The organism is Polynucleobacter alcilacus (genome assembly GCF_018881545.1).
Classification (GTDB): Bacteria; Pseudomonadota; Gammaproteobacteria; order Burkholderiales; family Burkholderiaceae; genus Polynucleobacter; species Polynucleobacter alcilacus.
The window spans coordinates 629,468-654,056 of the sequence record NZ_JACVQD010000001.1 but is presented as its reverse complement, the minus strand read 5'-3'; the positions used below and the strand labels follow the sequence as shown (position 1 = coordinate 654,056).

27 protein-coding genes are annotated in these 24,589 nt (G+C 46.0%); 20 read left to right on the top strand and 7 right to left on the bottom strand.

Going from position 1 to position 24,589, the window contains the following annotated elements; translation table 11 throughout:
• The first annotated feature begins 5 nt into the window (after window positions 1-5).
• Genes ICN45_RS03355 through ICN45_RS03325 form a run of 7 tightly spaced genes read left to right on the top strand, consistent with a single transcriptional unit; the run spans window position 6 to window position 5,534 of the window.
• Window positions 6-533, top strand: a complete 528-nt coding sequence (locus ICN45_RS03355) for an OmpH/Skp family outer membrane protein (protein WP_216173129.1) — start codon at window positions 6-8, stop codon at window positions 531-533.
• A gap of 5 nt (window positions 534-538) precedes the next feature.
• Window positions 539-1,603: a UDP-3-O-(3-hydroxymyristoyl)glucosamine N-acyltransferase gene (gene lpxD, locus ICN45_RS03350; RefSeq protein WP_216173126.1), complete on the top strand. Its 1,065-nt coding sequence runs from the start codon at window positions 539-541 to the stop codon at window positions 1,601-1,603.
• 47 nt (window positions 1,604-1,650) lie between these two features.
• Entirely contained in the window at window positions 1,651-2,100 is a 450-nt protein-coding gene (fabZ, locus tag ICN45_RS03345) for a 3-hydroxyacyl-ACP dehydratase FabZ (protein ID WP_216173123.1), read from the top strand.
• A complete protein-coding gene (gene lpxA / locus ICN45_RS03340) occupies window positions 2,100-2,897 on the top strand; it encodes an acyl-ACP--UDP-N-acetylglucosamine O-acyltransferase (RefSeq protein ID WP_216173120.1) in 798 nt (265 codons plus the stop codon). The genes fabZ and lpxA overlap by 1 nt, the downstream gene beginning before the upstream one ends.
• Before the next feature lie 10 nt (window positions 2,898-2,907).
• Complete coding sequence (gene lpxB / locus ICN45_RS03335; RefSeq protein WP_439650794.1) at window positions 2,908-4,113, top strand: lipid-A-disaccharide synthase; 1,206 nt, start codon at window positions 2,908-2,910, stop codon at window positions 4,111-4,113.
• The gene (rnhB, locus tag ICN45_RS03330) at window positions 4,110-4,703 is read left to right on the top strand and encodes a ribonuclease HII (RefSeq protein WP_216173114.1); all 594 of its coding nucleotides are present in this window, start codon (window positions 4,110-4,112) and stop codon (window positions 4,701-4,703) included. The genes lpxB and rnhB overlap by 4 nt, the downstream gene beginning before the upstream one ends.
• A 6-nt stretch (window positions 4,704-4,709) precedes the next feature.
• A complete protein-coding gene (locus tag ICN45_RS03325) occupies window positions 4,710-5,534 on the top strand; it encodes a TrmH family RNA methyltransferase (protein ID WP_216173112.1) in 825 nt (274 codons plus the stop codon).
• Between the two features lie 13 nt (window positions 5,535-5,547).
• On the opposite strand, the gene ppsR is transcribed toward ICN45_RS03325, so the two are convergent.
• On the bottom strand, window positions 5,548-6,375 hold the full coding sequence (gene ppsR, locus ICN45_RS03320; protein ID WP_216173110.1) for a posphoenolpyruvate synthetase regulatory kinase/phosphorylase PpsR: 828 nt from the start codon (window positions 6,373-6,375) through the stop codon (window positions 5,548-5,550).
• 106 nt (window positions 6,376-6,481) lie between these two features.
• On the opposite strand from ppsR, the gene ppsA reads away from it, so the two are divergent.
• The gene (gene ppsA, locus ICN45_RS03315; protein WP_216173107.1) at window positions 6,482-8,887 is read left to right on the top strand and encodes a phosphoenolpyruvate synthase; all 2,406 of its coding nucleotides are present in this window, start codon (window positions 6,482-6,484) and stop codon (window positions 8,885-8,887) included.
• An 84-nt stretch (window positions 8,888-8,971) separates the two neighbouring features.
• On the opposite strand, the gene smpB is transcribed toward ppsA, so the two are convergent.
• Window positions 8,972-9,424 (bottom strand): SsrA-binding protein SmpB, encoded by a 453-nt coding sequence (smpB, locus tag ICN45_RS03310; RefSeq protein WP_216168069.1) that lies wholly within the window; start codon window positions 9,422-9,424, stop codon window positions 8,972-8,974.
• A 25-nt stretch (window positions 9,425-9,449) separates the two neighbouring features.
• On the opposite strand from smpB, the gene ICN45_RS03305 reads away from it, so the two are divergent.
• From ICN45_RS03305 to ICN45_RS03255, 11 genes are read left to right on the top strand one after another with little or no spacing between them, the layout of a single operon-like run.
• Window positions 9,450-9,881: a type II toxin-antitoxin system RatA family toxin gene (locus tag ICN45_RS03305; protein ID WP_216173104.1), complete on the top strand. Its 432-nt coding sequence runs from the start codon at window positions 9,450-9,452 to the stop codon at window positions 9,879-9,881.
• Window positions 9,874-10,224, top strand: coding sequence for an RnfH family protein (locus ICN45_RS03300; RefSeq protein ID WP_216173101.1), 351 nt, complete (start codon window positions 9,874-9,876; stop codon window positions 10,222-10,224). The genes ICN45_RS03305 and ICN45_RS03300 overlap by 8 nt, the downstream gene beginning before the upstream one ends.
• A gap of 26 nt (window positions 10,225-10,250) precedes the next feature.
• Complete coding sequence (gene guaB / locus ICN45_RS03295) at window positions 10,251-11,714, top strand: IMP dehydrogenase (RefSeq protein ID WP_216173098.1); 1,464 nt, start codon at window positions 10,251-10,253, stop codon at window positions 11,712-11,714.
• Between the two features lie 49 nt (window positions 11,715-11,763).
• The gene (gene guaA / locus ICN45_RS03290) at window positions 11,764-13,371 is read left to right on the top strand and encodes a glutamine-hydrolyzing GMP synthase (RefSeq protein WP_216175609.1); all 1,608 of its coding nucleotides are present in this window, start codon (window positions 11,764-11,766) and stop codon (window positions 13,369-13,371) included.
• A gap of 21 nt (window positions 13,372-13,392) precedes the next feature.
• A complete protein-coding gene (locus tag ICN45_RS03285; RefSeq protein WP_216173095.1) occupies window positions 13,393-14,190 on the top strand; it encodes a ferritin-like domain-containing protein in 798 nt (265 codons plus the stop codon).
• A gap of 24 nt (window positions 14,191-14,214) precedes the next feature.
• Entirely contained in the window at window positions 14,215-14,940 is a 726-nt protein-coding gene (locus ICN45_RS03280) for a hypothetical protein (RefSeq protein WP_216175608.1), read from the top strand.
• 28 nt (window positions 14,941-14,968) lie between these two features.
• On the top strand, window positions 14,969-15,622 hold the full coding sequence (gene queE, locus ICN45_RS03275; RefSeq protein WP_216173092.1) for a 7-carboxy-7-deazaguanine synthase: 654 nt from the start codon (window positions 14,969-14,971) through the stop codon (window positions 15,620-15,622).
• A gap of 50 nt (window positions 15,623-15,672) precedes the next feature.
• Window positions 15,673-16,137, top strand: a complete 465-nt coding sequence (gene queD, locus ICN45_RS03270; RefSeq protein WP_216173089.1) for a 6-carboxytetrahydropterin synthase QueD — start codon at window positions 15,673-15,675, stop codon at window positions 16,135-16,137.
• On the top strand, window positions 16,138-16,596 hold the full coding sequence (gene tadA, locus ICN45_RS03265; protein ID WP_216173087.1) for a tRNA adenosine(34) deaminase TadA: 459 nt from the start codon (window positions 16,138-16,140) through the stop codon (window positions 16,594-16,596).
• A complete protein-coding gene (locus ICN45_RS03260) occupies window positions 16,593-17,537 on the top strand; it encodes an LD-carboxypeptidase (protein ID WP_216173084.1) in 945 nt (314 codons plus the stop codon). Before tadA ends, ICN45_RS03260 begins: the two co-directional genes overlap by 4 nt.
• Window positions 17,538-17,545: 8 nt before the next feature.
• Window positions 17,546-18,175, top strand: a complete 630-nt coding sequence (locus ICN45_RS03255) for an SOUL family heme-binding protein (RefSeq protein ID WP_255531072.1) — start codon at window positions 17,546-17,548, stop codon at window positions 18,173-18,175.
• A gap of 20 nt (window positions 18,176-18,195) precedes the next feature.
• Here the strand turns inward: ICN45_RS03255 and ICN45_RS03250 are convergent, their stop codons facing one another.
• Genes ICN45_RS03250 through ICN45_RS03230 form a run of 5 tightly spaced genes read right to left on the bottom strand, consistent with a single transcriptional unit; the run spans window position 18,196 to window position 23,736 of the window.
• The gene (locus tag ICN45_RS03250; protein WP_216173081.1) at window positions 18,196-19,065 is read right to left on the bottom strand and encodes a 23S rRNA (adenine(2030)-N(6))-methyltransferase RlmJ; all 870 of its coding nucleotides are present in this window, start codon (window positions 19,063-19,065) and stop codon (window positions 18,196-18,198) included.
• 6 nt (window positions 19,066-19,071) lie between these two features.
• Window positions 19,072-19,863 carry a phosphatase PAP2 family protein gene (locus tag ICN45_RS03245; RefSeq protein WP_216173078.1) on the bottom strand — a complete coding sequence of 264 codons (792 nt, stop codon included), beginning with the start codon at window positions 19,861-19,863 and terminating at the stop codon, window positions 19,072-19,074.
• A gap of 5 nt (window positions 19,864-19,868) precedes the next feature.
• Window positions 19,869-21,128, bottom strand: a complete 1,260-nt coding sequence (locus tag ICN45_RS03240; protein ID WP_216173075.1) for a glycosyltransferase family 9 protein — start codon at window positions 21,126-21,128, stop codon at window positions 19,869-19,871.
• 18 nt (window positions 21,129-21,146) lie between these two features.
• Entirely contained in the window at window positions 21,147-22,190 is a 1,044-nt protein-coding gene (locus tag ICN45_RS03235) for a lysylphosphatidylglycerol synthase transmembrane domain-containing protein (RefSeq protein ID WP_216173072.1), read from the bottom strand.
• A gap of 49 nt (window positions 22,191-22,239) precedes the next feature.
• Window positions 22,240-23,736, bottom strand: coding sequence for a glycosyltransferase family 39 protein (locus ICN45_RS03230; RefSeq protein ID WP_216173069.1), 1,497 nt, complete (start codon window positions 23,734-23,736; stop codon window positions 22,240-22,242).
• A 48-nt stretch (window positions 23,737-23,784) separates the two neighbouring features.
• Between ICN45_RS03230 and ICN45_RS03225 the strand changes: the two genes are divergently transcribed.
• Window positions 23,785-24,582, top strand: a complete 798-nt coding sequence (locus ICN45_RS03225; protein WP_216173066.1) for a DUF3047 domain-containing protein — start codon at window positions 23,785-23,787, stop codon at window positions 24,580-24,582.
• Window positions 24,583-24,589 lie beyond the last annotated feature (7 nt).

Genomic DNA, 24,589 nt, shown 5'->3' with positions numbered 1-24,589 from the left:
GTTTTATGAAGTTTAATAAATTCTCTAAGTGCTTACAAATTGGCTTAATAGCTATTCCATCTGCATTCGCAATGTCATTGACTTATGCGCAAGATGCGGGCACCCGAGTTGCTGTTGTGAATTCGGAAAAAGTATTTAATGAATCCAATTTAGCCAAGGCCATGCAGACTCGCTTGCAAAATGAGTTCACGAAGCGCCAGAATGACTTGCGTGACAGCGCGGAAAAAATTAAAACTGCAGCAGAAAAGCTAGATCGTGATTCAGCTGTAATGAATGAAGCTGAGCGTGTACGTCGTCAACGGGAGTTAGCTGATCAAGATCGCGAGTTACAGCGCAAGCAACGTGAATTTACAGAAGATCTCAATCAACGCACATTTGAAGAGCGTGCCAAGATCGCTGAAAAAGCAAATCTGGTCTTGCGCCAAATTGCTGAGCAAAGAAAATTGGACGTCATTATGCAGGAGGCAGCGTTTGTTAGCCCCAAGGCTGATATCACTGATGATGTCATCAAGGCTTTAAATAGTCAGAAGTAAGTTTTATGCCAACCGCCATCGAGCTGGCCGAACAGTTTCAAGCAAGCTTGGTGGGGGAAGCCTCCCTCACTTTTATTGGACTTGCCCCTTTAGAGCAGGCTCAGTCCAATCAAATCTCTTTTCTTTCTAATCCGCTGTATCGCCAACAGGCGAGTGAAAGTGCTGCAGGCGCATTAATTGTTAGTAACAGCGACTTAGAGTTTTTGCAGGCTAATCCAGGAGCTAACCCTAAGCGGGTCTACTTTGTTTCTAGAAACCCTTACGCCAGCTTTGCAAGGATGGCGCAGTATTTTGCCAAAGCCAGCGCACCAATTTATTCCCCTGGAATTCATCCAAGTGCTGCAATAGATCCAAGCGCAGTTATTCCGCCATCCTGTCATATTGGACCGTTTGTACAAATTGCTGCTGGTGTAAAACTCGGTGAGAGGGTGGCGATTCTTGGCAATGCTAGCATTGCTAGAGACAGTGTCATTAAGAGTGATACGCTGATTTATCCATCGGTTTCTATTTATTCTGCCACTCAAATTGGTGAGCGTTGCATTATTCATAGCGGCGCTGTCATTGGTGCAGATGGATTTGGTTTCGCCCCTGATTTTTCTGCTACTGGTGGCGAGTGGGTCAAGATCCCTCAAACGGGACGAGTGGTAATCGGTGATGATGTTGAAATTGGCGCCTCTACGACAATTGATCGTGGAGCCATGAGTGATACCGTGATTGGCGCAGGAAGCAAAATCGATAATCAAGTACAAATTGCGCATAATGTCAGTATTGGTAATGGCTGCGTCATCGCTGGCTGTGCCGCAATATCTGGTAGTACAAAGATTGGTAATTTCTGCATTATTGGGGGCGCCGCGAATTTCGCAGGCCATCTTACGATTGCTGATAGAACTACCGTATCTGGCAATACCTCCATCATTCGCTCAATTACTGTGCCAGGACAGCATTTCACGGGCGTATATCCATCAATGCCCCATAGCGCCTGGGAGAAAAATGCCGCTATTTTGCGTGGTCTAGATAAAATACGTCAACGCTTGCGTTTGTTAGATAAAAGCAAAAATCCAGAGTCTTAAGACTCCTTACGAACGAATTTCATTAAAACTTCCATTTGGGTCATCTTATGAGTAAAGCAATAGCAATTGATATCAATCAGATCATGAAGTTATTACCGCATCGCTACCCATTTCTGTTAGTTGATCGCGTATTAGAATTTACTCCACGTCAAAGTATTACTGCAATTAAAAATGTCACAATTAATGAGCCGTTCTTTCAGGGTCACTTTCCAGATTTCCCAGTGATGCCGGGGGTACTCATTATTGAGGCCTTAGCACAAACTGCTGCATTGTTGACGTTTACAGAAGAAAAAGCAGATGATGCGGTTTACTATTTTGCAGGCATTGATGGGGCTCGTTTTAAAAAGCCCGTGTTGCCTGGAGATCAATTAGTGATGGTCGCCACCTTCCAACGTGAAAAGGCGGGTATTTATAAATTTCATGTAAAAGCAACGGTCGATGGAGAGCTTGCAGCCGAAGCTGACATTACCTGTGCTGTGCGTACGAAAGGCGCGTAATGACTCGGATTCATGCATCTGCTGTGATTGATAGCAAGGCTGAGCTGGCTAGTGATGTTGAGATTGGTCCTTATTCCGTCATCGGACCGAATGTCAAAATCGGAGCCGGTACTAAGGTAGGCTCACATACCGTTATTGAAGGCCATACAACGATCGGCATAGACAATCATTTTGCGCACTTTGCAGCAATTGGCGGAGTCCCACAGGATATGAAATATCGTGGGGAGCCTACTCAACTAGTGATTGGTGACCGCAATACGATTCGAGAGTTCACTACGATTCACACAGGGACAGTGCAAGATGGCGGCGTTACCCGTCTTGGTAATGACAATTGGATCATGGCTTACGTGCACATCGCACATGATTGTCAGGTGGGTAACAATACTATTTTTGCTAGCAATGCACAAATTGCAGGGCATGTTCATGTGGAAGATTGGGCAATCTTGGGCGGCATGTCTGGCGTTCATCAGTTTGTGCGCATTGGACAACATGCCATGCTTGGAGGTGCTTCTGCTTTAGTGCAAGATATTCCGCCATTCGTGATGGCAGCCGGTGAAAAAGCTTCCCCCCATGGTATTAATGTCGAAGGCCTTAAGCGTCGCGGCTTCTCCAGCGAATCCATTACCGCATTACGCCAGGCTTATAAAGTACTTTACAAAGATGGCCTCAGTTTTGAGGATGCCAAAGTAGAAATCCAAAAGATGATTGCGGCTAGCGCAGCTGATGCTGCTACCGTTGAAAAGCTCACGCAGTTCCACGACTTTATCGCTGCCTCGACGCGCGGCATTGTTCGGTAACGAGTCTACCTTGCCTAAGTTAGCGTGTGTAGCGGGCGAACCATCTGGTGATTTGCTAGCGGCACCTGTTTTGAGCGCCTTGAACCAAATTCCAGATATGGTCGGATTAGAGGTTTACGGCATTGGTGGTCCGCGTATGCAAGCAGAAGGTATGCGTTCAGATTGGCCGATGGAAACGCTCAGTGTGCGAGGTTATGTTGAAGCCATTAAGCAACTCCCGGCAATTCTGAAACTGCGCAAGGAGCTCATTGCCAATCTTTTGGGTGAGGGTCGCCCAGACGTGTATTTGGGAATTGATGCACCCGATTTTAATTTAGGGGTTGAACTTCAATTACATAAGGCGGGTATTCCGACTTTACATTTAGTTTCGCCATCTATATGGGCGTGGCGCCGAGGACGAATTCAGAAAATTGCTAAAGCAGTCGATCGTATGCTGTGTATTTTTCCTTTCGAAACGGAAATTTATGATCGCGCCGGCATTACCTCAACCTATGTGGGCCATCCATTAGCAAGTGATATACCGCTTGAGCCAAATGTAAATCAAGCCCGTCAGCAGATTGCCCAAACGCTGAGTGTCCCAAGCAATGTATTAGATGGCCTAGTGATTGCCGTGTTACCAGGAAGTCGTAGTTCTGAAATTGAACTGATTGCCCCCGTCTTTTTTGACACCATGCAATTATTGGCTGATCGACTTAAGGGTCAAAAACTCAATTTCATTATTCCGGTGGCAACACCACGATTAAGGGCGCCACTAGAGCAACTCTTACTGAATGTGAAGAAGAGTAATCCTGATATTCAGATTCACTTATTGGATGGCATGGCTGATGAAGTATTAGAGGCGTCCGATGTTGTGTTAATTGCTAGCGGTACCGCAACCTTGCAAGCCGCTTTATGGAAAAAACCGATGGTGATTTCGTATAAGGTACCCTGGCTAACAGCACAAATCATGAAACGTCAGGGGTACTTGCCCTATGTCGGTTTACCGAACATTCTCTGTGGCGAGTTTGTAGTACCTGAATTATTGCAGGATGATGCTAGCCCTGAGAATTTAGCCAATGCTGTACAAGAGTGGTTAAATCATCCCGCTAAGGTGAATGATCTTAAGACCCGCTTTGCGCAGATGCATGAAACGCTGCGTCGACCGACAGGTTTGTTAGTGGCGCAAGCCGTTGTGCAAACAATTACTAATAGCCGCCAGAAGAGAGCAGGCGCATGAGTCTCATTTGGATCTGTGGAGTCGATGAGGCAGGACGTGGCCCGCTAGTGGGTTCTGTGGTTGCTGGTGCAGTCGTGCTGGATCCAGAAAACCCCATTGAAGGATTAAAGGATTCTAAGAAATTATCTGCTGCTCGTCGCGAGTATTTGTATGAGCAGATTATGGTGAAGGCTAAGGCCTGGGGTGTTGGAGAAGCGAGTCCTGCAGAGATCGACGATATCAATATTTTGCAAGCAACCATGTTGGCTATGCGTCGTGCGATTGAAGATTTAGCTAGTCGTTTAGGTGCATGGCCAGATAAAGCATTGATTGATGGCAACCGCTGCCCTGAGCTACCCATTGCCGCCGAGGCGATTATTAAGGGCGATACTAAAGAGCCGGCGATTTCCGCTGCATCGATTTTGGCTAAGGTCACTCGCGACCGTCAGATGCAACTCTTGCATGCGCGTCATCCGCAATATGGCTTTGCTCAGCATATGGGTTATCCAACTGAAGCACATTTTGCAGCACTAAAAGAGTTTGGTGCGTGTGACGAGCATCGCAGAAGCTTTTCTCCAGTCAGAAAAGTACTGGAAAACATAACAAGTTAGATGCCAATGAATTTTGATCTGATTACCTCCAAGGACAACCCGCTTTTTAAAGAGATTCGGCTATTGCAAGCGACGGGATCAAGAGGGCAAAAAGCTCGGATGACAAGTGGACAAGCCTTGTTAGAAGGAATCCATTTAGTGCAAACTTGGGTAGGAGATTCTGCCTTAAAAATGCTAGTTACTTCAGAGGTGGGTTTAAAGAATTCGGAAATAGCAGAAGCAGTCTATTCCCATTTAGAGATTTGCCCTGATACTAAGGTTTTTCAATTGGATGGCGCCCTCTGGGATTTGCTGAGTGAATTGGTGAATGCACCCCACATTGCCGGTCTTTTAGATCTTCCAAAGACCTGTTTAGCCCCATCTCAATCTATTGGAACTTTGGCGGGGGATCTAGTGGTCTTAGACCGCATACAAGATGCTGGTAATGTCGGGTCTATTTTGCGTACAGCTGCTGCAGCAGGTTTTACACAGGTAATCGCTTTATCCGGATGTGCCCATTTGTGGTCCACTAAAGTATTGCGCGCTGGCATGGGGGCTCACCGTTTGCTCGATTTATATGAAGGCTGGTCCAATCAACAAGTATTAAGTGCAGTTACCGCACCATTACTAGCGGCCACTGCGGATGCAGAGCAGAATCTTTTTGACTTGAAAAAGATCTTACAGCATCCAGTCGCCTGGGTGATGGGCAGTGAGGGTCAGGGAATTTCTGAAGACCTCACGGCTCAGGCAAAGGGAGTCTCTATTCCAATTGACCCACGAGTTGAATCACTCAATGTTTCAACAGCAGCAGCAGTTTGTCTTTTTGAGACGATGCGGGTTAGGCGAACTTAGCGACGTTCTAAAACTAACCCAAAATAGTTCTATCTGATTTGATTGCTTGCAATACAGTAGTGGCGATTTCTTCAATGGATTTGCTAGTAGTCAGTATCCAAGGAATCGATTGTTTTTTCATCATCGCCGTTGCCTCATTGATCTCATAGCGACAGTTATCTAGTTTGGCGTAATTGCTGCCAGGCCGACGTTCATTACGGATTTCTGAAAGGCGCTCGGCGTCGATCATTAGACCAAATATCTTTTGGCGAAATGGCACGAGGTCCTTCGGTAATTGACCCCTCTCAAAATCTTCTGGAATCAAGGGGTAATTTGCTGCCTTCAATCCGTACTGCATTGCTAAGTACAGACTGGTTGGCGTCTTTCCTACTCGGGAGATGCCAACTAAAATGACATCTGCTTCAGCTAAGTTTTGATTGGACTGGCCATCATCATGAGCTAAAGAGAAATTGATTGCCTCAATCCGATTTTTATAAGCCTCGGTATCTGCATTGTGGTGTAGGCGGTTCATAGCATGGGTAGATTTCATGCCTAGGGCAGTCTCAAGGGGCGCCACAAAGGTTTGGAACATATCCAAGATTAAGCCATTCGCCTTAGTCACGATGGCATTGAGCTCAGGATTGACTAAAGTAGTGAAAACAATGGGCTGTACCCCATATTTCTGGTGGGCCTGGTTAATGTTGCTGACCGCTTCGTGGGCCTTATCGACACTATCTACAAAAGGGATGCGAATGCGCTTAAAACTGGCCTCAAATTGAGCCAAAATCGATTGGCTGAAGTTATCGGCAGTGATGCCGGTTCCGTCAGAAACAATGAAAACAATACGGGTTTCGGTAGACATGGATTTGGCCTAAAAGTCAGGGTCAGCACTACAATAAGAAGTTATAGAAGTATGCCCCATTTTGAGTGGCCGCTTGACCAGTTTCCTTATCTTTTGAGAGTATTTTATGTCCAACCAACAGCAACAAAATAGTAGTTTGGCAGATGCCTATGTTTTACCTTTTGAGCAACTCCGCATGACTGATGTCGAATCCGTCGGTGGTAAAAATGCCTCTCTAGGAGAAATGATTTCTCAGTTGGCTTCCACGGGAGTTCGTGTACCAACTGGTTTTGCCACTACTGCACTGGCATTTCGTGACTTTTTGAATCACAACAATCTCACTGAGCGTATTCAACAGCGTTTGGAAGGTTTGAACATTGATGATGTGCGTGCATTAGCGCAGGCTGGTGCTGAGATTCGTCAGTGGATTGAAACCGCACCATTTCAAGCTAAGCTTGAAGAAGAAATTCGAAGAGCATTTGCAGTGTTGGATGATTCCGGCAAAGGTTCTTTTGCGGTGCGTTCATCTGCAACCGCTGAAGATCTGCCAGATGCTTCATTTGCTGGTCAGCAAGAGACTTTCTTAAATGTTGAGGGCATCGATGATGTGCTCAAGAAGATTCGTGAAGTCTTTGCTTCTCTTTATAACGACCGGGCTATCTCTTATCGCGTTCACAAGGGCTTTGCCCATGCTGAAGTAGCCTTATCGGCTGGTATTCAACGAATGGTGCGCTCAGATTTGGGGGCGGCCGGCGTCATGTTTACTTTGGATACGGAATCAGGCTTTGAGGATGTCGTATTTATTACCTCTAGCTATGGCTTGGGTGAGACGGTGGTGCAGGGCGCAGTAAACCCGGATGAGTTCTATGTGTTTAAGACCACATTAGCGCAAGACAAAAAAGCGATTATTCGTCGCTCTTTGGGTTCTAAATTGATTCAGATGCAATTTGCGCCAAAAGGCTCTGCTGAAAAAGTGCAGACTGTTGACGTTATTCCTGAAAAGCGTAATCGCTTTTCGCTGGAAGATGCAGATATTACTGAATTGGCAAAATATGCTGTCATTATCGAAAAACACTACGGTCGTCCAATGGATATCGAGTGGGGTAAAGATGGCCAAGATGGTCGCATCTATATTCTCCAGGCTCGTCCTGAAACAGTAAAGAGCCAAGCGGCCGGCCAAGTAGAGATGCGTTACAAGCTCAAAGGTAGTTCTAAGGTATTGGCTCATGGCCGTGCGATTGGTCAAAAAATTGGTGCTGGCCCCGTCAGAATTATTCGTGACCCAAGCGAGATGGATCGTGTCCAACCAGGTGATGTATTGGTGGCAGATATGACCGACCCAAACTGGGAACCAGTAATGAAGCGTGCTTCTGCCATTGTGACTAACCGTGGTGGACGTACTTGCCACGCAGCAATTATTGCCCGCGAGTTGGGTGTGCCTGCAGTAGTGGGTTGCGGTGATGCTACTGAACACTTGCAAGACGGCATGATGGTGACAGTTTCTTGTGCCGAGGGAGATGAAGGTCACATCTATGATGGGCTAATCGAAACTGAAGTAACTGAAGTGTCTCGTGGTGTATTGCCAGAGATTCCGGTGAAGATCACCATGAATATTGGTAATCCTCAATTGGCATTTGATTTCTGCCAGATTCCAAATGCCGGAGTAGGCCTTGCGCGCCTGGAATTTATTATCAATAACTATATCGGTGTTCATCCACGCGCAGTATTAGAGTACCCCAATGTTGATCCAGACCTCAAGCGTGCGGTTGAGAGTGTTGCTCGTGGCTATGCAAGTCCACGCCAGTTCTACGAAGACAAATTGGTTGAGGGCGTGGCTACGATTGCAGCCGCTTTTTATCCAAAACCTGTCATCGTGCGTTTATCTGATTTCAAATCCAATGAATACAAAAAACTCATTGGCGGATCCCGTTACGAACCCGATGAAGAAAACCCGATGCTGGGCTTCCGCGGTGCTTCACGTTATGTATCAGCAGATTTCGGCGAGGCCTTTGCGCTTGAATGTGCGGCGATGAAGCGTGTACGTGAAGATATGGGCCTCGATAATGTTGAAATCATGGTTCCTTTTGTGCGTACTATCAATCAGGCTAAACGCGTAATTGAAATGATGGAGAAGTTTGGCCTGAAGCGTGGTGTGAATGGTTTACGTCTTATCATGATGTGTGAGATTCCATCGAATGCCATTTTGGCAGATCAATTCCTTGAGCACTTCGATGGATTCTCAATCGGATCAAACGACATGACTCAATTAACGTTGGGATTAGATCGTGACTCTGGTATGGAATTACTGGCAATTGACTTTGATGAGCGAGATCCGGCAGTGGAGTTTATGATTGCCCGATCTATTGAGGCTTGCCTCAAACAAAACAAATATGTGGGTATTTGCGGTCAAGGTCCATCAGATCATCCAGACTTTGCGCGTTGGTTAGTTGAGAAAGGCATTACTTCAATCTCACTGAACCCAGATAGCGTAGTAGAGACTTGGGAAATGTTGGGTAAGAGTTTAAAAGCCTAAATTACTGATGAAGGAGATTAAAAAAGCCTAGATTGAATCTAGGCTTTTTCTTTTAAGCCATCTCCGCATCTATTTTTAGAAGTACTAGGCGTTTAAGTCGCCTCTAGCAATGCGCCCTTTTTGAACTTCCCATTCACGCTCTTTGGTTGCGGCGCGTTTGTCATGCTGTTTTTTACCTCTTGCCAGGCCAATCTCACACTTCACATTCCCCTTAGAGAAATGGAGATTTAGTGGCACTAGGGTATAGCCCTTTTGCTCAACCTTGCCAATGAGCTTACGGATCTCTATTGCGTTTAAGAGCAGTTTTCTAGTGCGGGTGCTATCTGGAACAATATGGGTAGATGCTGAAAGCAGGGGAGTAATGTGGCAGCCGATGAGGAAAAGCTCCGCCTTGCGAATGACAACATACGCTTCTTTGACGTGCACACGACCGGCGCGGATGGCTTTGACTTCCCAGCCTTCCAGCACTAGTCCGGCCTCGAAGCGCTCTTCGACGAAATAATCGAAGAAGGCTTTTTTGTTATCGACGATACTCATATTTATTTAGCTTCCAAGATCAATTATGGCAGACGTCTTCAAGACCGTTTTAATTAGTCAATCAGCCGACCGCATGTATGGTTTAGTAACTGACGTGGCACGATATCCCGAGTTTTTACCTTGGTGTGGCGGGGTGGAAATTTTTGAGCAGACCGAGACTGTCCTGGATGCCAAAATTAATATCCATTTCAAGGGCATTACCCAATATTTCCACACCCGAAATGTGAATCATCGCCCCGAAACCATTGATATGGTCTTTGTGGATGGCCCGTTTAAGCATTTTTCAGGGCAATGGAACTTTATTCCTTTAAGGGAAGATGCTTGCAAAGTCGAATTTAAGCTCCATTGGGAGTTTAAGAGCGTCGTTCTCGATAAGATTATTGGCCCCGTATTCAGCCATATTGCTGGGACCTTTGTGGATTGCTTTGTCAAGCGGGCTGAGCAGCTCTATGGCTAAACACACACTGGATCTCTTGTTGTGTGACGCCAGGTTAGGGGAACCGATTCTGAGTTCTTTGAAATTGGTCTTTCAAGATGAGGAGCCTGCAACTGTAGGTTTGGCTTTGATCAAAGCAGGGATCGCAACTAGCCAAAATGACCCTCTTTTAGCTAGAAAAGGCTGTTTTGGGGTTTTTGGTATACGTAAGGATTGGGATAGTCCTATTTACTCTGGAGACCGTTTAGAGCTTTATTCTCCCCTGCTCATTGACCCTAAGACTGTGCGACGTAAAAAGGCCAACCAGAACCAAGATGCGAAATTCCAGGCTGCCGCAGCGAAAAGAAAGGCTAGGAGGCTATAATCTGTTTTTGTGACTAGGGGTTTTGCATGCGACTCATTCAAAAAGCACTTACTTTTGACGATGTGCTCCTCGTACCGGCCTATTCATCGGTACTCCCTCGAGATGCCAGCTTAGCAAGTAAGTTAACTCGAGATATTTCTCTCAATACACCACTCGTATCCGCAGCGATGGATACCGTCACCGAAGGTCGTTTGGCAATTGCCATGGCCAGCGAAGGTGGCATTGGCATTATTCATAAGAACTTATTACCAGTAGAACAAGCGCGTGAAGTGGCCAAAGTCAAACGTTATGAATCTGGTGTTCTGCGTGATCCAATTACGATTGCCCCAGATGTTACGCTGCGCCAGGTGATTCAACTTTCTCGTGAACATGGCTTCTCAGGATTCCCCGTATTAGTTGGAAAAGAAGTCGTTGGAATTATTACGAACCGCGATTTGCGTTTCGAAGAAGATCTGGATGCTCAAGTAAAAACGAAGATGACACCTCGTGAGCGTTTGATTACCGTTAAAGAAGGTTGCTCATTAGAAGAGGCCAAGCGCTTGATGAGTCAACATCGTTTAGAGCGTGTACTCGTTGTCAATGATCGATTTGAGTTACGTGGTCTCATTACCGTTAAAGATATTCTGAAGGCTACTGAACATCCAAATGCTTGTAAAGACAGTGAAGGCAAGCTCCGCGTGGGTGCGGCAGTTGGTGTTGGTCCCGATAACGATGAGCGTATTGAGTTATTAGTTCGTGCTGGCGTCGATGTCATCGTGGTCGACACCGCGCATGGCCATAGTCAAGGCGTCTTAGATCGCGTTAAATGGGTCAAGAAAAATTATCCTCACATCCAAGTAATTGGCGGCAATATTGCTACTGGTGATGCTGCTAAAGCTTTAGCTGATCACGGTGCCGATGGTGTGAAGGTTGGTATTGGTCCAGGCTCTATTTGCACTACACGAATTGTGGCGGGGGTTGGTGTCCCGCAGATTACTGCAATCGTCAATGTAGCAACTGCACTGAAAGGCACAGGCATTCCACTGATTGCTGACGGTGGCGTGCGTTACTCAGGTGATATCGCTAAAGCGTTAGCGGCAGGCGCAAGTTCTGTGATGATGGGCGGCATGTTTGCTGGTACTGAAGAGGCTCCTGGTGAAGTATTCCTCTATCAGGGACGTTCTTATAAGAGTTACCGCGGCATGGGTTCTTTGGGCGCGATGGCTGATGGTTCTGCTGATCGTTATTTCCAAAGCGATATCGTTGCGAATGCTGAAAAACTAGTTCCCGAAGGGATTGAGGGCCAGGTTCCTTATAAAGGTAGTGTTCTTGCCATCTTGCATCAACTGACTGGCGGTATTCGTTCCTCCATGGGTTATCTCGGTTGCAAAACAATTGAAGAGCTACATGAAAAAGCCAATTTTGTGGAAATCACTTCTGCGGGCGTGCGCGAGTCACACGTTCATGATGTGAAGATCACTAAGGAATCACCGAACTACCATATTGATTAATAAGCAAACAATAGCTGAAATGAAGGCTGAATTGAAGACGGATTCTTTCGTGCACGACAAAATACTGATTCTCGACTTTGGTTCGCAAGTAACTCAATTAATTGCTAGGCGTGTGCGTGATTCCCAAGTGTATTCTGAGATCCATCCCTATGATTGCGATCCCGAATTCATTCGTCAATTTATTCAAGAGCAGGGTGGCAAAGGGATCATTCTTTCAGGTGGTCCAAGTTCAGTGACTGAAGACGGTAGTCCACGTGCTCCCCAAGTTGTTTTTGAATTAGGCGTTCCAGTGTTAGGTATTTGCTATGGCATGCAAACCATGGCTACCCAGTTGGGTGGCGCAGTAGCATCTGCAGAATCCTTGGGTAAAGCCCGTGAGTTTGGTTACTCAGAAGTGCGTGCTCATGGCCATACCAATCTTCTCAAGGGTATTCAGGATTTTTCTACTAGCGAAGGCCACGGCATTCTAAAGGTGTGGATGAGCCACGGTGATTCGGTAACATCCTTACCATCATCATTTAAATTAATGGCCTCTACAGATTCTTGTCCTATTGCTGGCATGGCGGATGAAGAGCGTCGTTTCTACGCGTTTCAGTTCCACCCAGAAGTAACTCATACATTACAAGGTGAGGCAATCTTAGAGCGCTTTGTTCATCAAATCTGTGGCTGTAAACCAGACTGGGTAATGGGCGACTACATTGCTGAAGCGGTTGAGCATATCCGTAAACAAGTAGGGGATGATGAAGTCATTCTTGGCTTGTCTGGTGGAGTTGACTCCAGTGTTGCAGCGGCACTCATTCATCGCGCCATTGGTGAACAGCTTACTTGTGTATTTGTTGACCATGGCCTACTTCGCTTAAATGAAGGCGATATGGTCATGGAGATGTTTGCCCGCAATCTCGGTGTCAAAGTGATTCGAGTCGATGCTAAAGAGAAATTTATGTCTGAGCTTGCAGGTGTTACAGACCCTGAAGCCAAGCGCAAAATTATTGGGAAAGAATTCGTAGAGATCTTTCAAAGCGAGTCGAGCAAGATTGAGAATGCGAAGTGGCTAGCGCAGGGAACTATCTATCCAGACGTGATTGAGTCAGCTGGTAAAGGAAAGAAGGGTGCGCATACCATCAAGAGTCATCATAATGTTGGTGGTTTGCCCGATGATATGCATCTCAAACTCCTTGAGCCCTTGCGTGAATTGTTTAAAGATGAAGTGCGTGAACTTGGAGTTGCTTTAGGACTGCCAAGGGAGATGGTCTATCGCCATCCATTCCCAGGACCTGGTTTAGGAGTTCGTATTTTGGGTGAGGTGAAGGCGGAGTTTGCTAGCCTGCTGCAACGTGCTGATGCCATCTTCATCGAAGAATTACGAAATACTATTGATGAGACAAGCCAGAAGTCTTGGTATGACCTCACAAGTCAAGCTTTTGCAGTGTTCTTGCCGGTGAAGTCTGTTGGCGTGATGGGAGACGGCAGAACTTATGAGTACGTTGTGGCACTCCGAGCAGTGCAGACACAAGACTTTATGACAGCACACTGGGCGCATTTGCCACATGAGTTACTGGGTAAAGTGTCGAACCGCATCATCAATGAAGTGCGCGGTATCAATCGGGTTGTTTATGACATCAGCGGCAAACCGCCAGCCACGATTGAGTGGGAATAAAAACCTAGTCGATTGCTGTAGATGAGTGACTTACGACAAGCCGCCCTTGAAATACTGTTAATTGCAGATCCCAAGACGAAGGTCGAGCAGCTCAATCAATTATTTGATGATCAGCGTGATGGGCGTCTTAGCCTAGATCCTGCTGCGCGTTTGAATTCAGAGGGTCGGCAGCTTCCCGGCCGACCCCAGCGACCAGAATTAGTCCCGCCGTTAACGGTTCCTAAAAGAGCAATGCACACTGTCGAAGGTAGACATTCTTTACTGCATTCCTTGGCCCATATTGAATTTAACGCCATGAATCTTGCCTTAGATGCCATCTGGCGATTTGCCGATATGCCTGCGCAATACTATGTAGATTGGTTAAATGTGGCCAAAGAAGAGGCTTATCATTTCAGCTTAATTGAAGCGCACTTGCAATCCCTTGGTTTAGCCTATGGCGATTTTCCTGCTCACAATAGTTTGTGGGAGATGGTGGAGAGAACCTCAGATGCAGTCATTGCTAGAATGGCACTGGTGCCCAGAACAATGGAGGCTCGTGGATTAGATGCAGTCCCAGCCATTCGCGATCGATTTAAGCAGGTAAAAGACGATAGGGTCGTGGAAATATTAGAGATTATCCTCAGGGATGAGGTTGGGCATGTATTGATTGGCAATCAGTGGTTTAATTTCTTATGCACCAAGGAAAACCTATCACCAATAAAGGCATATCAAGATTTAGTAAAACAGTACTGTGCTCCCGTATTAAGAGGACCATTTAATCTACAGGCAAGAGAGCAGGCTGGTTTTACATCAGAGGAGCTTGACCTTCTCGGTCAATAATGCCTTTTAGAAAGTGATTCTGTGATGACCTTACTTTTGAAAACGACTTATCTGCGTAGAGTACTTTTATTAGTCCTAACCGGATTATTGGGGGCTTGTATATCTTCTCAACCCTATCCATCTGGAAGCGTATTGCCACAGCCTGAAGTCCCCCCTAAAGTAAGACCTCCTCAAGTAGGACAACAGTGGGTTTATAACGTTCGTAATGTCTTCAATCAGAATCTGGTAGATGTGATTACCGAGACGATTGTTTCTGTAGACAAAGAGGTTCGCATTCAGCGTAGCGGCGTTAAAGCCGGCCCACTTCCTGATGAAATTCAATCTCCATGGGGTTTTGTTGTTCAGGATCCGCATTGGAATCCTCCTCAGGTATTTCAGCAGGCATTGCCAATATGGCCAGAGCAATTAGTTCCAAAATGGTCTGGTTTTTATCGAACTCGATATCAGGTGCCTGGTTATCCAGATTCTAGTTATTACTGGGGGCTCAATATCAGCGCTCTTCAATGGGAGGGAATTACAGTCCCTGCAGGACAGTTTTCAACTATCCATTATCAAAATGAGGCACCCTATTTTGAAAGTAATGACCTTTTTAGAGTAGCGAATGATCGTCAAGAGGATGTTTGGCTAGCTCCAGAAATTGGTCGGTGGGTTATACGGAGGAGTTATGGCCGATATTTAACCAGTGGTGTCTTTTGGGTGAATGCCTATTGGGAAGACTATCTGCAGTGGGACCTTGTCGCCTGGAAGTAAGCAAAGCGCTTAAAATGGGTGTATTGCTATGTATACCGTTAAAGAACTTTTCCCAACCCTTCAAGGTGAAGGTGCTCACTCTGGGCGTGCTGCCATATTTTGCCGTTTTGCAGGTTGTAATTTATGGAGCGGCCGTGAAGAGGATCGAGCGACTGCCGTTTGCAAATTCTGCGATACCGACTTTGTAGGTAGTGATGGTCTTGGCGGCGGCAAGTTTGAGAATGCCAAAGATTTGGCTGAGGCAATAGAGACTTCTTGGAGAAGTACTTCGGCAGGACCACAGCAACGTTATGTTGTTTTCACTGGCGGCGAACCACTTTTACAATTGGATGAGGATCTGATTGCAGCCCTCCATCAAAAAGGTTTTGAAGTGGCCATTGAAACCAATGGCACAATTAAAGTTCCTGCCGGCATTGATTGGGTCTGTGTTAGCCCCAAAGCTGGTGCAGAATTGATTGTGCTGCAAGCAAATGAATTGAAGTTGGTTATTCCACAACTTGGACAAGATCCCCTGGAGAAATTATTGGCTCGCTTTGAGAAGATGGATTATCGAAACCGTTTCTTACAGCCCATGGATGGACCGAATTTGATCAGCAATACCGAATTAGCGGTAAGCCTTTGCCAGAAACGCCCACTTTGGAGGTTAAGCCTTCAATCTCATAAACTCATCGGTATACGCTAAGGTGTTCGATAATCTGGCTAAGGCTAGCAAGGCCATTAATTAAGTGCTGAATGAAAAGTAAACAAACTGCAATTTCTATTACCCGTCGTCTTGAATTTGATTCAGGACACCGCATTCCGAATCACGATGGGCAATGCCGGCATCTTCACGGGCATCGATATGCTATCGAAGTCACTTTGACTGGTGAGGTTATTGAGCAACCTGGTCAGGCTGATGATGGCATGGTCCTTGATTTTGGGGATATCAAACGCCTTACCAATCAATATGTGGTTGATCTTTGGGACCATGCATTTTTGGTTGCCAAAGAAGATGAAGGGCTCGTTGCGTTTTTAGCAAGCTTGCCCAATCACAAAACAGTAGTTATGGAGCATGTGCCTACCGTAGAAAATCTTGCGAATGCTGCCTTTACTATTTTGCAGCCGGTATTTAGTCAGGCCTTTGGTGGTCGACTCGAACTCTCCTCTCTGCGCTTATACGAAACCCCAAATTGCTGGGCTGATGTTCATCATTCCTAAATGAATCCAATCGAGCTTGATCGCCAGTTTATGCAGCAAGCTTTAGAGCAAGCTCAGTTGGCTGCTCTTGCTGGTGAAGTTCCTGTCGGCGCTGTGCTGGTCCGCGATGGTCAAGTGATCTCGAGGGCATTTAATAAGCCGATTACAGATCATGATCCTAGTGCGCATGCTGAAATGTTGGCATTAAGACAGGCAGCCTTGGCAGCTGAAAATTACCGCTTGCCAGGTGCCACTTTGTACGTAACCCTGGAGCCGTGCACGATGTGTGCCGGTGCAATCTTGCATGCTAGGCTTGATCGCATTGTTTATGGGGCTAGCGATCCAAAAACAGGTGCTGCAGGTAGTGTTTTAGATGTATTCTCTTCTGAACAAATCAATCATCAAACCAGTGTGGAGGGCGGAGTGATGGGCGAGGAATGCGGTCAATTACTACGAGACTTTTTTAAGGAGCGGCGTTGAAATCGATTCACCTCATGGCTCCGTCTGGAGCAAGCCTGGATGATAAAAGTCCATTAGCTGGAATCGCATGGTTAAAGAGCAAGGGGATTACTGTTGAGAATCCTGAATGCGTACATCGTGTTCATGAGCGTTTTTCTGGATCCGATAACGAGCGTTTAAATGAATTAAATCAGTTAGCTACCCTCGACCCCCAGAATGTGGTGATGGCCATGCGTGGTGGGTATGGCTTGCATCGCTTACTCCCTGACATTCATTGGTCAGCAATTGCAAAGGCCGTGAACAATGGTTTACAAATTTGTGGTCACAGTGACTTCACAGTATTCCAGCTAGGCTTATTGGCAAAGACGGGGGCGATCAGTTTATCCGGCCCAATGTTGAATTATGATTTTGGAAAGCTGGATGAAAGCGGTAAGTCGATTCCTCCTGATGAATTTATGTGGCAGCAGTTTCAAGCTGCAGTAAAAGAACGAAAACTGAATTGTAGTGTTTCTGCTACCCAATCTTTTTTAGGGAAGGCAGTAAACAATTCTCTATCAGGAATGTTATGGGGCGGTAACTTAACCATCCTGGCTGGTTTAGTGGGAACACCTTATTTGCCATCAGCGCAACAGACTAAGAATGGCATCTTATTTCTGGAGGATGTCAACGAGCATCCTTATCGGGTAGAGAGAATGTTGATGCAATTGTTTGAGGCAGGAGTGCTTTCAAATCAGTCCGCTATCTTATTGGGTAGCTTTTCTGCGTATCGTCTTTACGATCATGACAAAGGATATTCTTTAGAGAGCGCAATTGAAGCAATTCATAAACGCTTACCAGAATCCATTCCTATTTTGACTGACTTGCCTTTTGGTCATCAGTCTAATAAGCTTACGCTACCGGTTGGCGCTCAAGCCAGCTTAGACTATAGTGCAGCGGGATTCACTCTTAAAGCGAACTGGTAGGGTAGTGCTTGAAAATTACTTTCTTCCGAATTCTGTTCTGTTTGCTTTCTTTTGGAGAGATAGGTACTGCAATGGCTATTGAGGAACCTAAATATGTTGTCCTTGAAAAAACACCGCCATTTGAGCTAAGGTCTTATGCCCCAATGATTTTGGCAGAAGTGCAGGTTGAGGGGGGTTTAGACGAAGCATCGAGCCAAGGTTTCCGGCTCATTGCAGCCTATATTTTTGGGCAAAATCAGCCTAATGAAAAAATTTCGATGACTACTCCCGTGGTCGTAGAAGAGCAGCCTGCAAAGGGCGCCAAGATCGCAATGACTACCCCGGTCAACATTGAATCCAATGCCGGAAAATGGACAGTATCTTTTGTGATGCCTGCAGAATACTCTATGGAGAGCCTCCCTAAACCCCTGAATTCCAAAGTACTACTGCGGCAAATTCCAGCTGTGAAGCGCGCAGTGATTGGCTTTTCTGGTTTTTATAATGAGAATAAGGTCGCGGAAAGAACTCTCGAGTTAGAGGAGTGGATGAAGACTAAAAATCTGCAGGCGGCTAGTGTTCCCAAATTTGCTCGTTATAACCCGCCTTGGACGCTACCTTTTATGCGCCGTAATGAAATCATGATTGATGTTCGCGACTAGTGATATCCGAGGTTTACTGCTTAAGCCTCAAAACTCTTCAGTACGAATTTAGCACCACTATCTACACCTAAAGCTTTAATTAGAATCGGCAATGCTTGTAGCAAATTTGCTTCAAGAGTCCACGGTGGATTGATGATGAACATGCCACTCGCTTGCAGGCGACGTTCCCCGGGTGCATTTTCCACCCGCAATTCTGTATGAAGCCATGAGCGCTTGTGATGTGTAGCAATCTTTTTCATACGATCAGGTAGGGCAGCCGCCTCTCTTCTAGAAAGCCCGGGATACCAAATGGCGTAGCAGCCGGTAGCAAAGCGCTGGAGCGCTTCCTCCATCGCTGTTTCAAGATGGCGGTAATCTTGTTTGTCTTCGTAAGAAGGATCAATTAATACTAAGCCGCGCCTGCTAGGGGGCGGAAGCAAGCCCTTCAGTCTTGAAAAACTATCTTCGGCATAAACATCAATCTGTTTGGATTGCTTGAGTTGGTTAATATTGTGACGCAATATATCAATCTCTTTGGGGTGAAGTTCAAACAGCTTCAATCTATCTTGTGGCCTCAATAGATTTGCCAAGATAAAAGGTGAGCCTGGATAGAGGGCTAGTTCTTCTTGGGTATTTTCTGATTGAATGATCTCTAGATAGTGCTGAATACTTTCTGGGATAGGATTTCCTGCTTCAATATATTTGAGTAGACGAACTATTCCGCCCTCAGCTTCTTTACTAATTGCTGCAAAACCATCCTTTAGGCTATAAATTCCTGCTCCAGCATGCGTATCAACAATCGTCAGAGCACCCGGCTTCTCTTGGAGATATTCAACTAAATGAATCAGGATTAAGTGCTTCAGAATGTCTGCATGACTGCCCGCATGAAATGCGTGTCGGTAACTAAACATGGTCCATTAGTCCGACTTAGTGAGTGATTGGGTGAACTGGGCTTTGATAAACACAGTAAGCGTCACAAGCAGGATGGCTATGGATATATATTGCAATGGCAGGTTTAATTCATGATCCATGATTTGGGTCAGATGAGCGTAGACAGCGCAGACGCCCCCAAGAGCTATAAATCTTAGCCACAGGCTTTTAATGGCAAGATATTTTTCTGGGATGCCATTGGCCAAAATAGCCCCCAACATTCCACACCACAGCCCAAATCCAGCGCCTCCGAGCACATCGGTTAACCAGTGCGCTCCAAAAGCACTTCGTGAGAGGCCGACCAAGGCTGCCGCCACAAAAAGAAGCAGCATCAGTCCGCGCTTTTCTTTATCGGTCGAAAAATACAGGGCACTAGCAATAGCAAAAGCCGTTAAGGTGTGACCAGATGGAAAAGCCTTATGTAGCAAGGGCTCACCAATGCGGTAAAAACTACCTTCAGTTAACACGCTAGCGGGCCTAGGTAAATCAAAGAGGGCCTTTAAAGAACTGCTGGCAATTGCGGAGATTACCCCTGCAAAAATCCCGGCGCTCAATAAGCGGGGCGCTAAGAGGATGAGTGGAAATGCAATCGCAAATACTCCCCAGCCATTACCTAGGAAGGTAAGCCATACCCAAACGGTGTCTGGTAATAATGAGGTAATTCGATTGATGAATAGAAAACTACTAGTTTGCAGTTCACCTGAATATATCGCGAAGGCAAGTGCCAATGGAGCAAGCGGAATAAACCAGGCAAAAGTAGAAATTGCTTTTTTGCCCATTCTGATTAGCGACCCTTCGCCTTGTCAGCGTCTTGCAGTTGAATTTGTACTTTGTCTAACACTTGAGCAACAGTAATCGCTTGCATACAGACATTGTCCTGACAGGGAGTCTTGCGATGGTTGGCCGCACTGACACATGGAGAACAAGCCAGATTGGCGGTGATCGCAATTGAATTACCGATTGAGCCATATAAAGCGGGAGTTTCTGGTCCAAACAGCACTACTGTTCTGAGGGGCGTTACAGCGGAGAAGTGACCTGGACCGGAGTCATTGGTCACCATGACATCTGACAGGGTGTAGAGCGGGGGCAGTTCCGCAAAAGTGACTTGGCCTGCAAAATTCAGCGCATTCTTGACATTGGCGACTACACGTACTTTTTCTACATAAGCAAGCTCTGCAGGCGATCCTGTTATCAAAATCAGGTCATGAGGATATTGCGTATTGACCGATTGGATTAATTCAGAAAAGCGTTGCTGAGCCCAGCGCCGCTGCGGTAATAAGTCACTCGCATTGGGATTAATCAGAATTAAGCGCTGCTTGCCATGCACATATTCAATCCCTGCTTCACTTGCTTGCTTCTCAATACGTTCACGCACTTTCTCAAGTACTGCCGGATTAATGATGGCTTGCTCTAAACGCACTTCAGAATCGGAAATATGAATCTTGCTAAAGGGTACTTCAATCTCTTTGGCAAAAGCCGCATGAATTAAAGAAAGAAAGTTTTTAGTAATGTGGATATGGGGGTTGTAGTGGACTTTGCGAGTCAGCATGAAGCCGCGCCATAAGCCTTCACCATGAAAGATGTGATAACCCACACGACGACGGGCGCCGCACAAACCGGTTAGTAATGCCGTGAAGCGTGAGAAAAGCTCTAAATCAATGACGGTATCAATATGATGACGACGCGCAAGCCATAAGAAACGCAAGGTATCTTTGATTAAACCGCCCAAGCTAGAAGAATCAATAGTGAATATATTTTCTGGCTTAACAGTATTCAATAAAGTGAGGCTGGCACGGTTGCTCTTAAAAATTAAGAAGTAGAGTTCCGCACCACGGGCTTGTGCATTACGCATTGCAGGGTCTACCAAGATTGCGCTACCCATTTCGGAGAGTTCAATAAAGAGAAGTTTCTTTGGGGTCTCGGGACCGCGAGTGAAAAGATTTTTCACGCTATCAATGAGTGCCACCAATGGGCTAGCGACTGCACAGAGTGGGACGCCTACCCAATGATCAATTGCACGCATAGTGTTGACGCTAATAGCCATAGTTTCGCTCTGAAAGAATTATTTTCGTTTTAATAAAAAGTACGCACCAGGCAATACCGATATAACAGTGAGCGCACCATAGCTAATAGAGGCTAAGACAGTGAGGGAGGGATTTACTCCCCACAATGCCAATACTGATGAGAGTGTGGCTTCACGTAATCCCCAGCCCGATATGCTGATAGGTAGCATCAGCAATAAGCTGAGGGCAGGTAAACCAATCATTAAGCTTTCAATCGGCGCATCCACTCCATAGGCTTTTAGGCAAAACAAGAGTGTAAGGATAGTTAGAAAGTGAATACCAATTGCCAATACGGCTTGCGCAAGATTAGCAGGCCAAGAAAATGCTAGCCGAATACCCGGCATTGCATTGTTCATTTGTAGGCGATCCAATAATTTTTGTAATAGTTGACGGCTTGGAGCCCATGCCAATATGACGGAAATAATGAGCCCTACCAGAATCATGATGCCTAGAACGGCATAACCCAGATCTTGACCCCAGGCAGCAAGCGTTACACCACCCAATACCAAACCAATACCACCTAATAAATTATTCCCAGCAAGCCCTAATAAGCGGTCTACCAAAACCATTGCAAAACTTAAGCGCAGTTTGGGAGTGGCATGCCCAAGATCTACTGAGTGATGCAACTCTTGATCCAGCTCTTTGGGGTCGCTCAAATTTCCTGCATTGGTTAGGTGAGTAGCCGTAATAGCGCGGTAACTATCTCCACCTAGAGTGCTTGGTAGACCTTGATTAATTAATCCGCCAGCAAAGTAGAGTCCAATGTAGGAGTGAATGCGGCGCGGAAAACCTACTGCTTGCATAAACAATCCCCAGCGATAGCCACCGCAAACAAAGGCGGTCATCATGCAGGCTAGGGCGGCTAAGAACCAAAGTGGCTCCATTTTGATTTCGGAATCCAGTAGGGTGTGCCAATCAATTCCGCTTGTCGCTTTCCAGAGAAGTGCGACAGAAAGCAAAATACGAATAGTGGGCCACGTACGCTTCAGAATTGATTTCCACCCAGACGGGGTTTTAGCAGTAGCTTGGGGTTGTGAACTCATAGGCGTAAGGATAATGCCTTGGGCACCTCAGGTCTTGAATTTGGGTGAATTACTCTACTGCAGCTGGGCCTTGCCAATTACTACAAAGGCTAAAGTCAAATTTTGATAAAACTTGGCCAAATCGCTGTACTTCTAGGGTATCAAGGGCTTCGCAGCGTTCGAAAGCCGACTTAGTACCAATCGGTGCCAGGAAAGCCATTCCAGACCAGTTGATGAGCAGAATATTTGCCCCAGGCGGGAGCTGTCCAAACCAGAGGTCAAACTGATCTTTTCTTTGGTCTAGTACGAACACGGGAATGGGTTTTGCATACCAAGCGGCTCGACTAGCCAGAGTCCAATTTTGCACAGCGATGCCATCTGCTTTAGTCGCTTGCGTTAGTGCAGCGGCTTTTTGACCTGCTATTTTCCAGCCATACAGATCTGCGATCGGATTTGATTTGATCAATGCACTACTAATGCCGCCCGATAGAACAAACCCAAAACCAATACAACACAGAGCAATTTGGAAAATGAAGAGCGCACGAATAATGGCACGATGTTGTGTAGACCACGCCTTTGCTAAACCAATGCCCGCAAACGGGGCCAAACAAAACCATGCAGGAGTTGTCCAGTGGGGTAATCCACCACCGCCAGATAAGCTTGCAAAAATCATGAAAGGAATGAAGAAGAATCCAAGCAATGCAAGCAAGGAAAGTTTCGTTGTATGCATGCAGGTTCTCAAAAAGAGATACGTTCCCATGATCAGCAGAGGACCAAAGACCACAATTTGTAATCCTAAGAATGATCCTAATCTACGCCATAACCACTCACCGCCACCACCATGGGCAATTTGATATTTAAATGAAATCCAGTCATTCACCCAGTTCCAATAAAGAACAGGGGTAATAAAGAGCAGTGCAATCAATGCTGCCATCCAAAAACCTACTTTGGTAATCCATGGTTTTCTGCGGGCACTGAAAAACACTAGCAACAAAGCCAATGCAGTAAATACAGCGGTGTACTTACTTAATCCAGCCAGACCTAGTAAGACACCCATCAAAATCCAATCGCCAATACTGAAACGATCTTGGATTAACCAACGCAGTGCCATCAAGATAATCCCAAGACTTAAGGGGGTCAGTAGTGTGTCAGGCAATAAGCCAATGGCTAAAACATGGGGCATAGGTGCTGTAATGATGGCTAAGACCGCCATCAGTCCGCAAGAGTTTGCCGAAGGTAGTGAACTGGTCAGGTAGCCTGAATTACGCCCTTGAATGAAGTGGTGAATCTCCAGTGTTACTTGATAAACCAAGATGCAGGAAACAATCCAAAGAAGCTCTGGAATAATGCGAATGAGGCCTTCTGAAGAAGTAAGCGCAACAAGAGGCCACTGAATCCAGCCAACTAAAGGTGGATGATCAAAATAGCTCCACGCTAAGTGTTGGGCATACAGCGCGTAGTGGGCTTCATCTACCGAAAATTCAATCGAGAACCCCAGTGCAAAATGCACAATGGCTGCTATGCAAATGCAGATTACTGCCCAGCCTGATGGTGAATATTGGCGCATGTTCCGATTTTAGACTCACTCGGGCAATTCTTTGGGACAATTAAGCTTATGTTGAAACGCATCTTAGGCCCCACCATTCTCTGCACAGTCTTCGCTTTGGCTGGATGTGCTGGTTTCGGTGGAGACTCTATTCAAAATGAGTCCGGGCAGGCCTTTAATGTTGACCAACTGCCAGCCCAAGATGAGCTTCCCAAATTTTCTGCCGAGACTGCTCGTGATGGCATGCCTAATGGCTGGAATTTTTATCGTATAGCACCTTATAAAAAGAATACGGTGTATCGCCTAGAAAACTACCAAGGTAAAACCGTTCTAAGCGCGAATTCCAAAACATCTGCTTCTGGTTTGGCAGTGAAATTGCGTCCACGCCAGGCTAATAATTTGTGGCTACAGTGGGAGTGGAAAGCGCTGAGAGCGATGCCTGAGGCGGATAATGCTGAGCGCTATCACGATGATGCGCCATTAAGAATCCTAGTCGCCTTTGATGGCAATAAATCGAAATTGCCTTTAAAAGAGAAGATGACTTTTGAGATGGCTAGTCTTATTAGCGGTCAAGAAATGCCTTATGCCACCATCATGTATATCTGGTCGGGTAAATCTCCTGTAGAGACCATCATCACCAATGCCCATACCTCGCGAATCAAAATGATTGTGGTTGATTCTGGCTGGGAAAATTTGGGACAGTGGCATAAACATCAGCGCAATTTAGAAGCTGATTACAAGCTTGCTTATGGTGAGGCGCCGGGTGAAGTGATTGGGATTGCTTTGCTAACCGATACAGACAACACTAAATCAGAAACGCGCGCCTTCTATGGCGATATTGAATTGGTTCGCAAGAGTCAAAAATAGTTCTTCT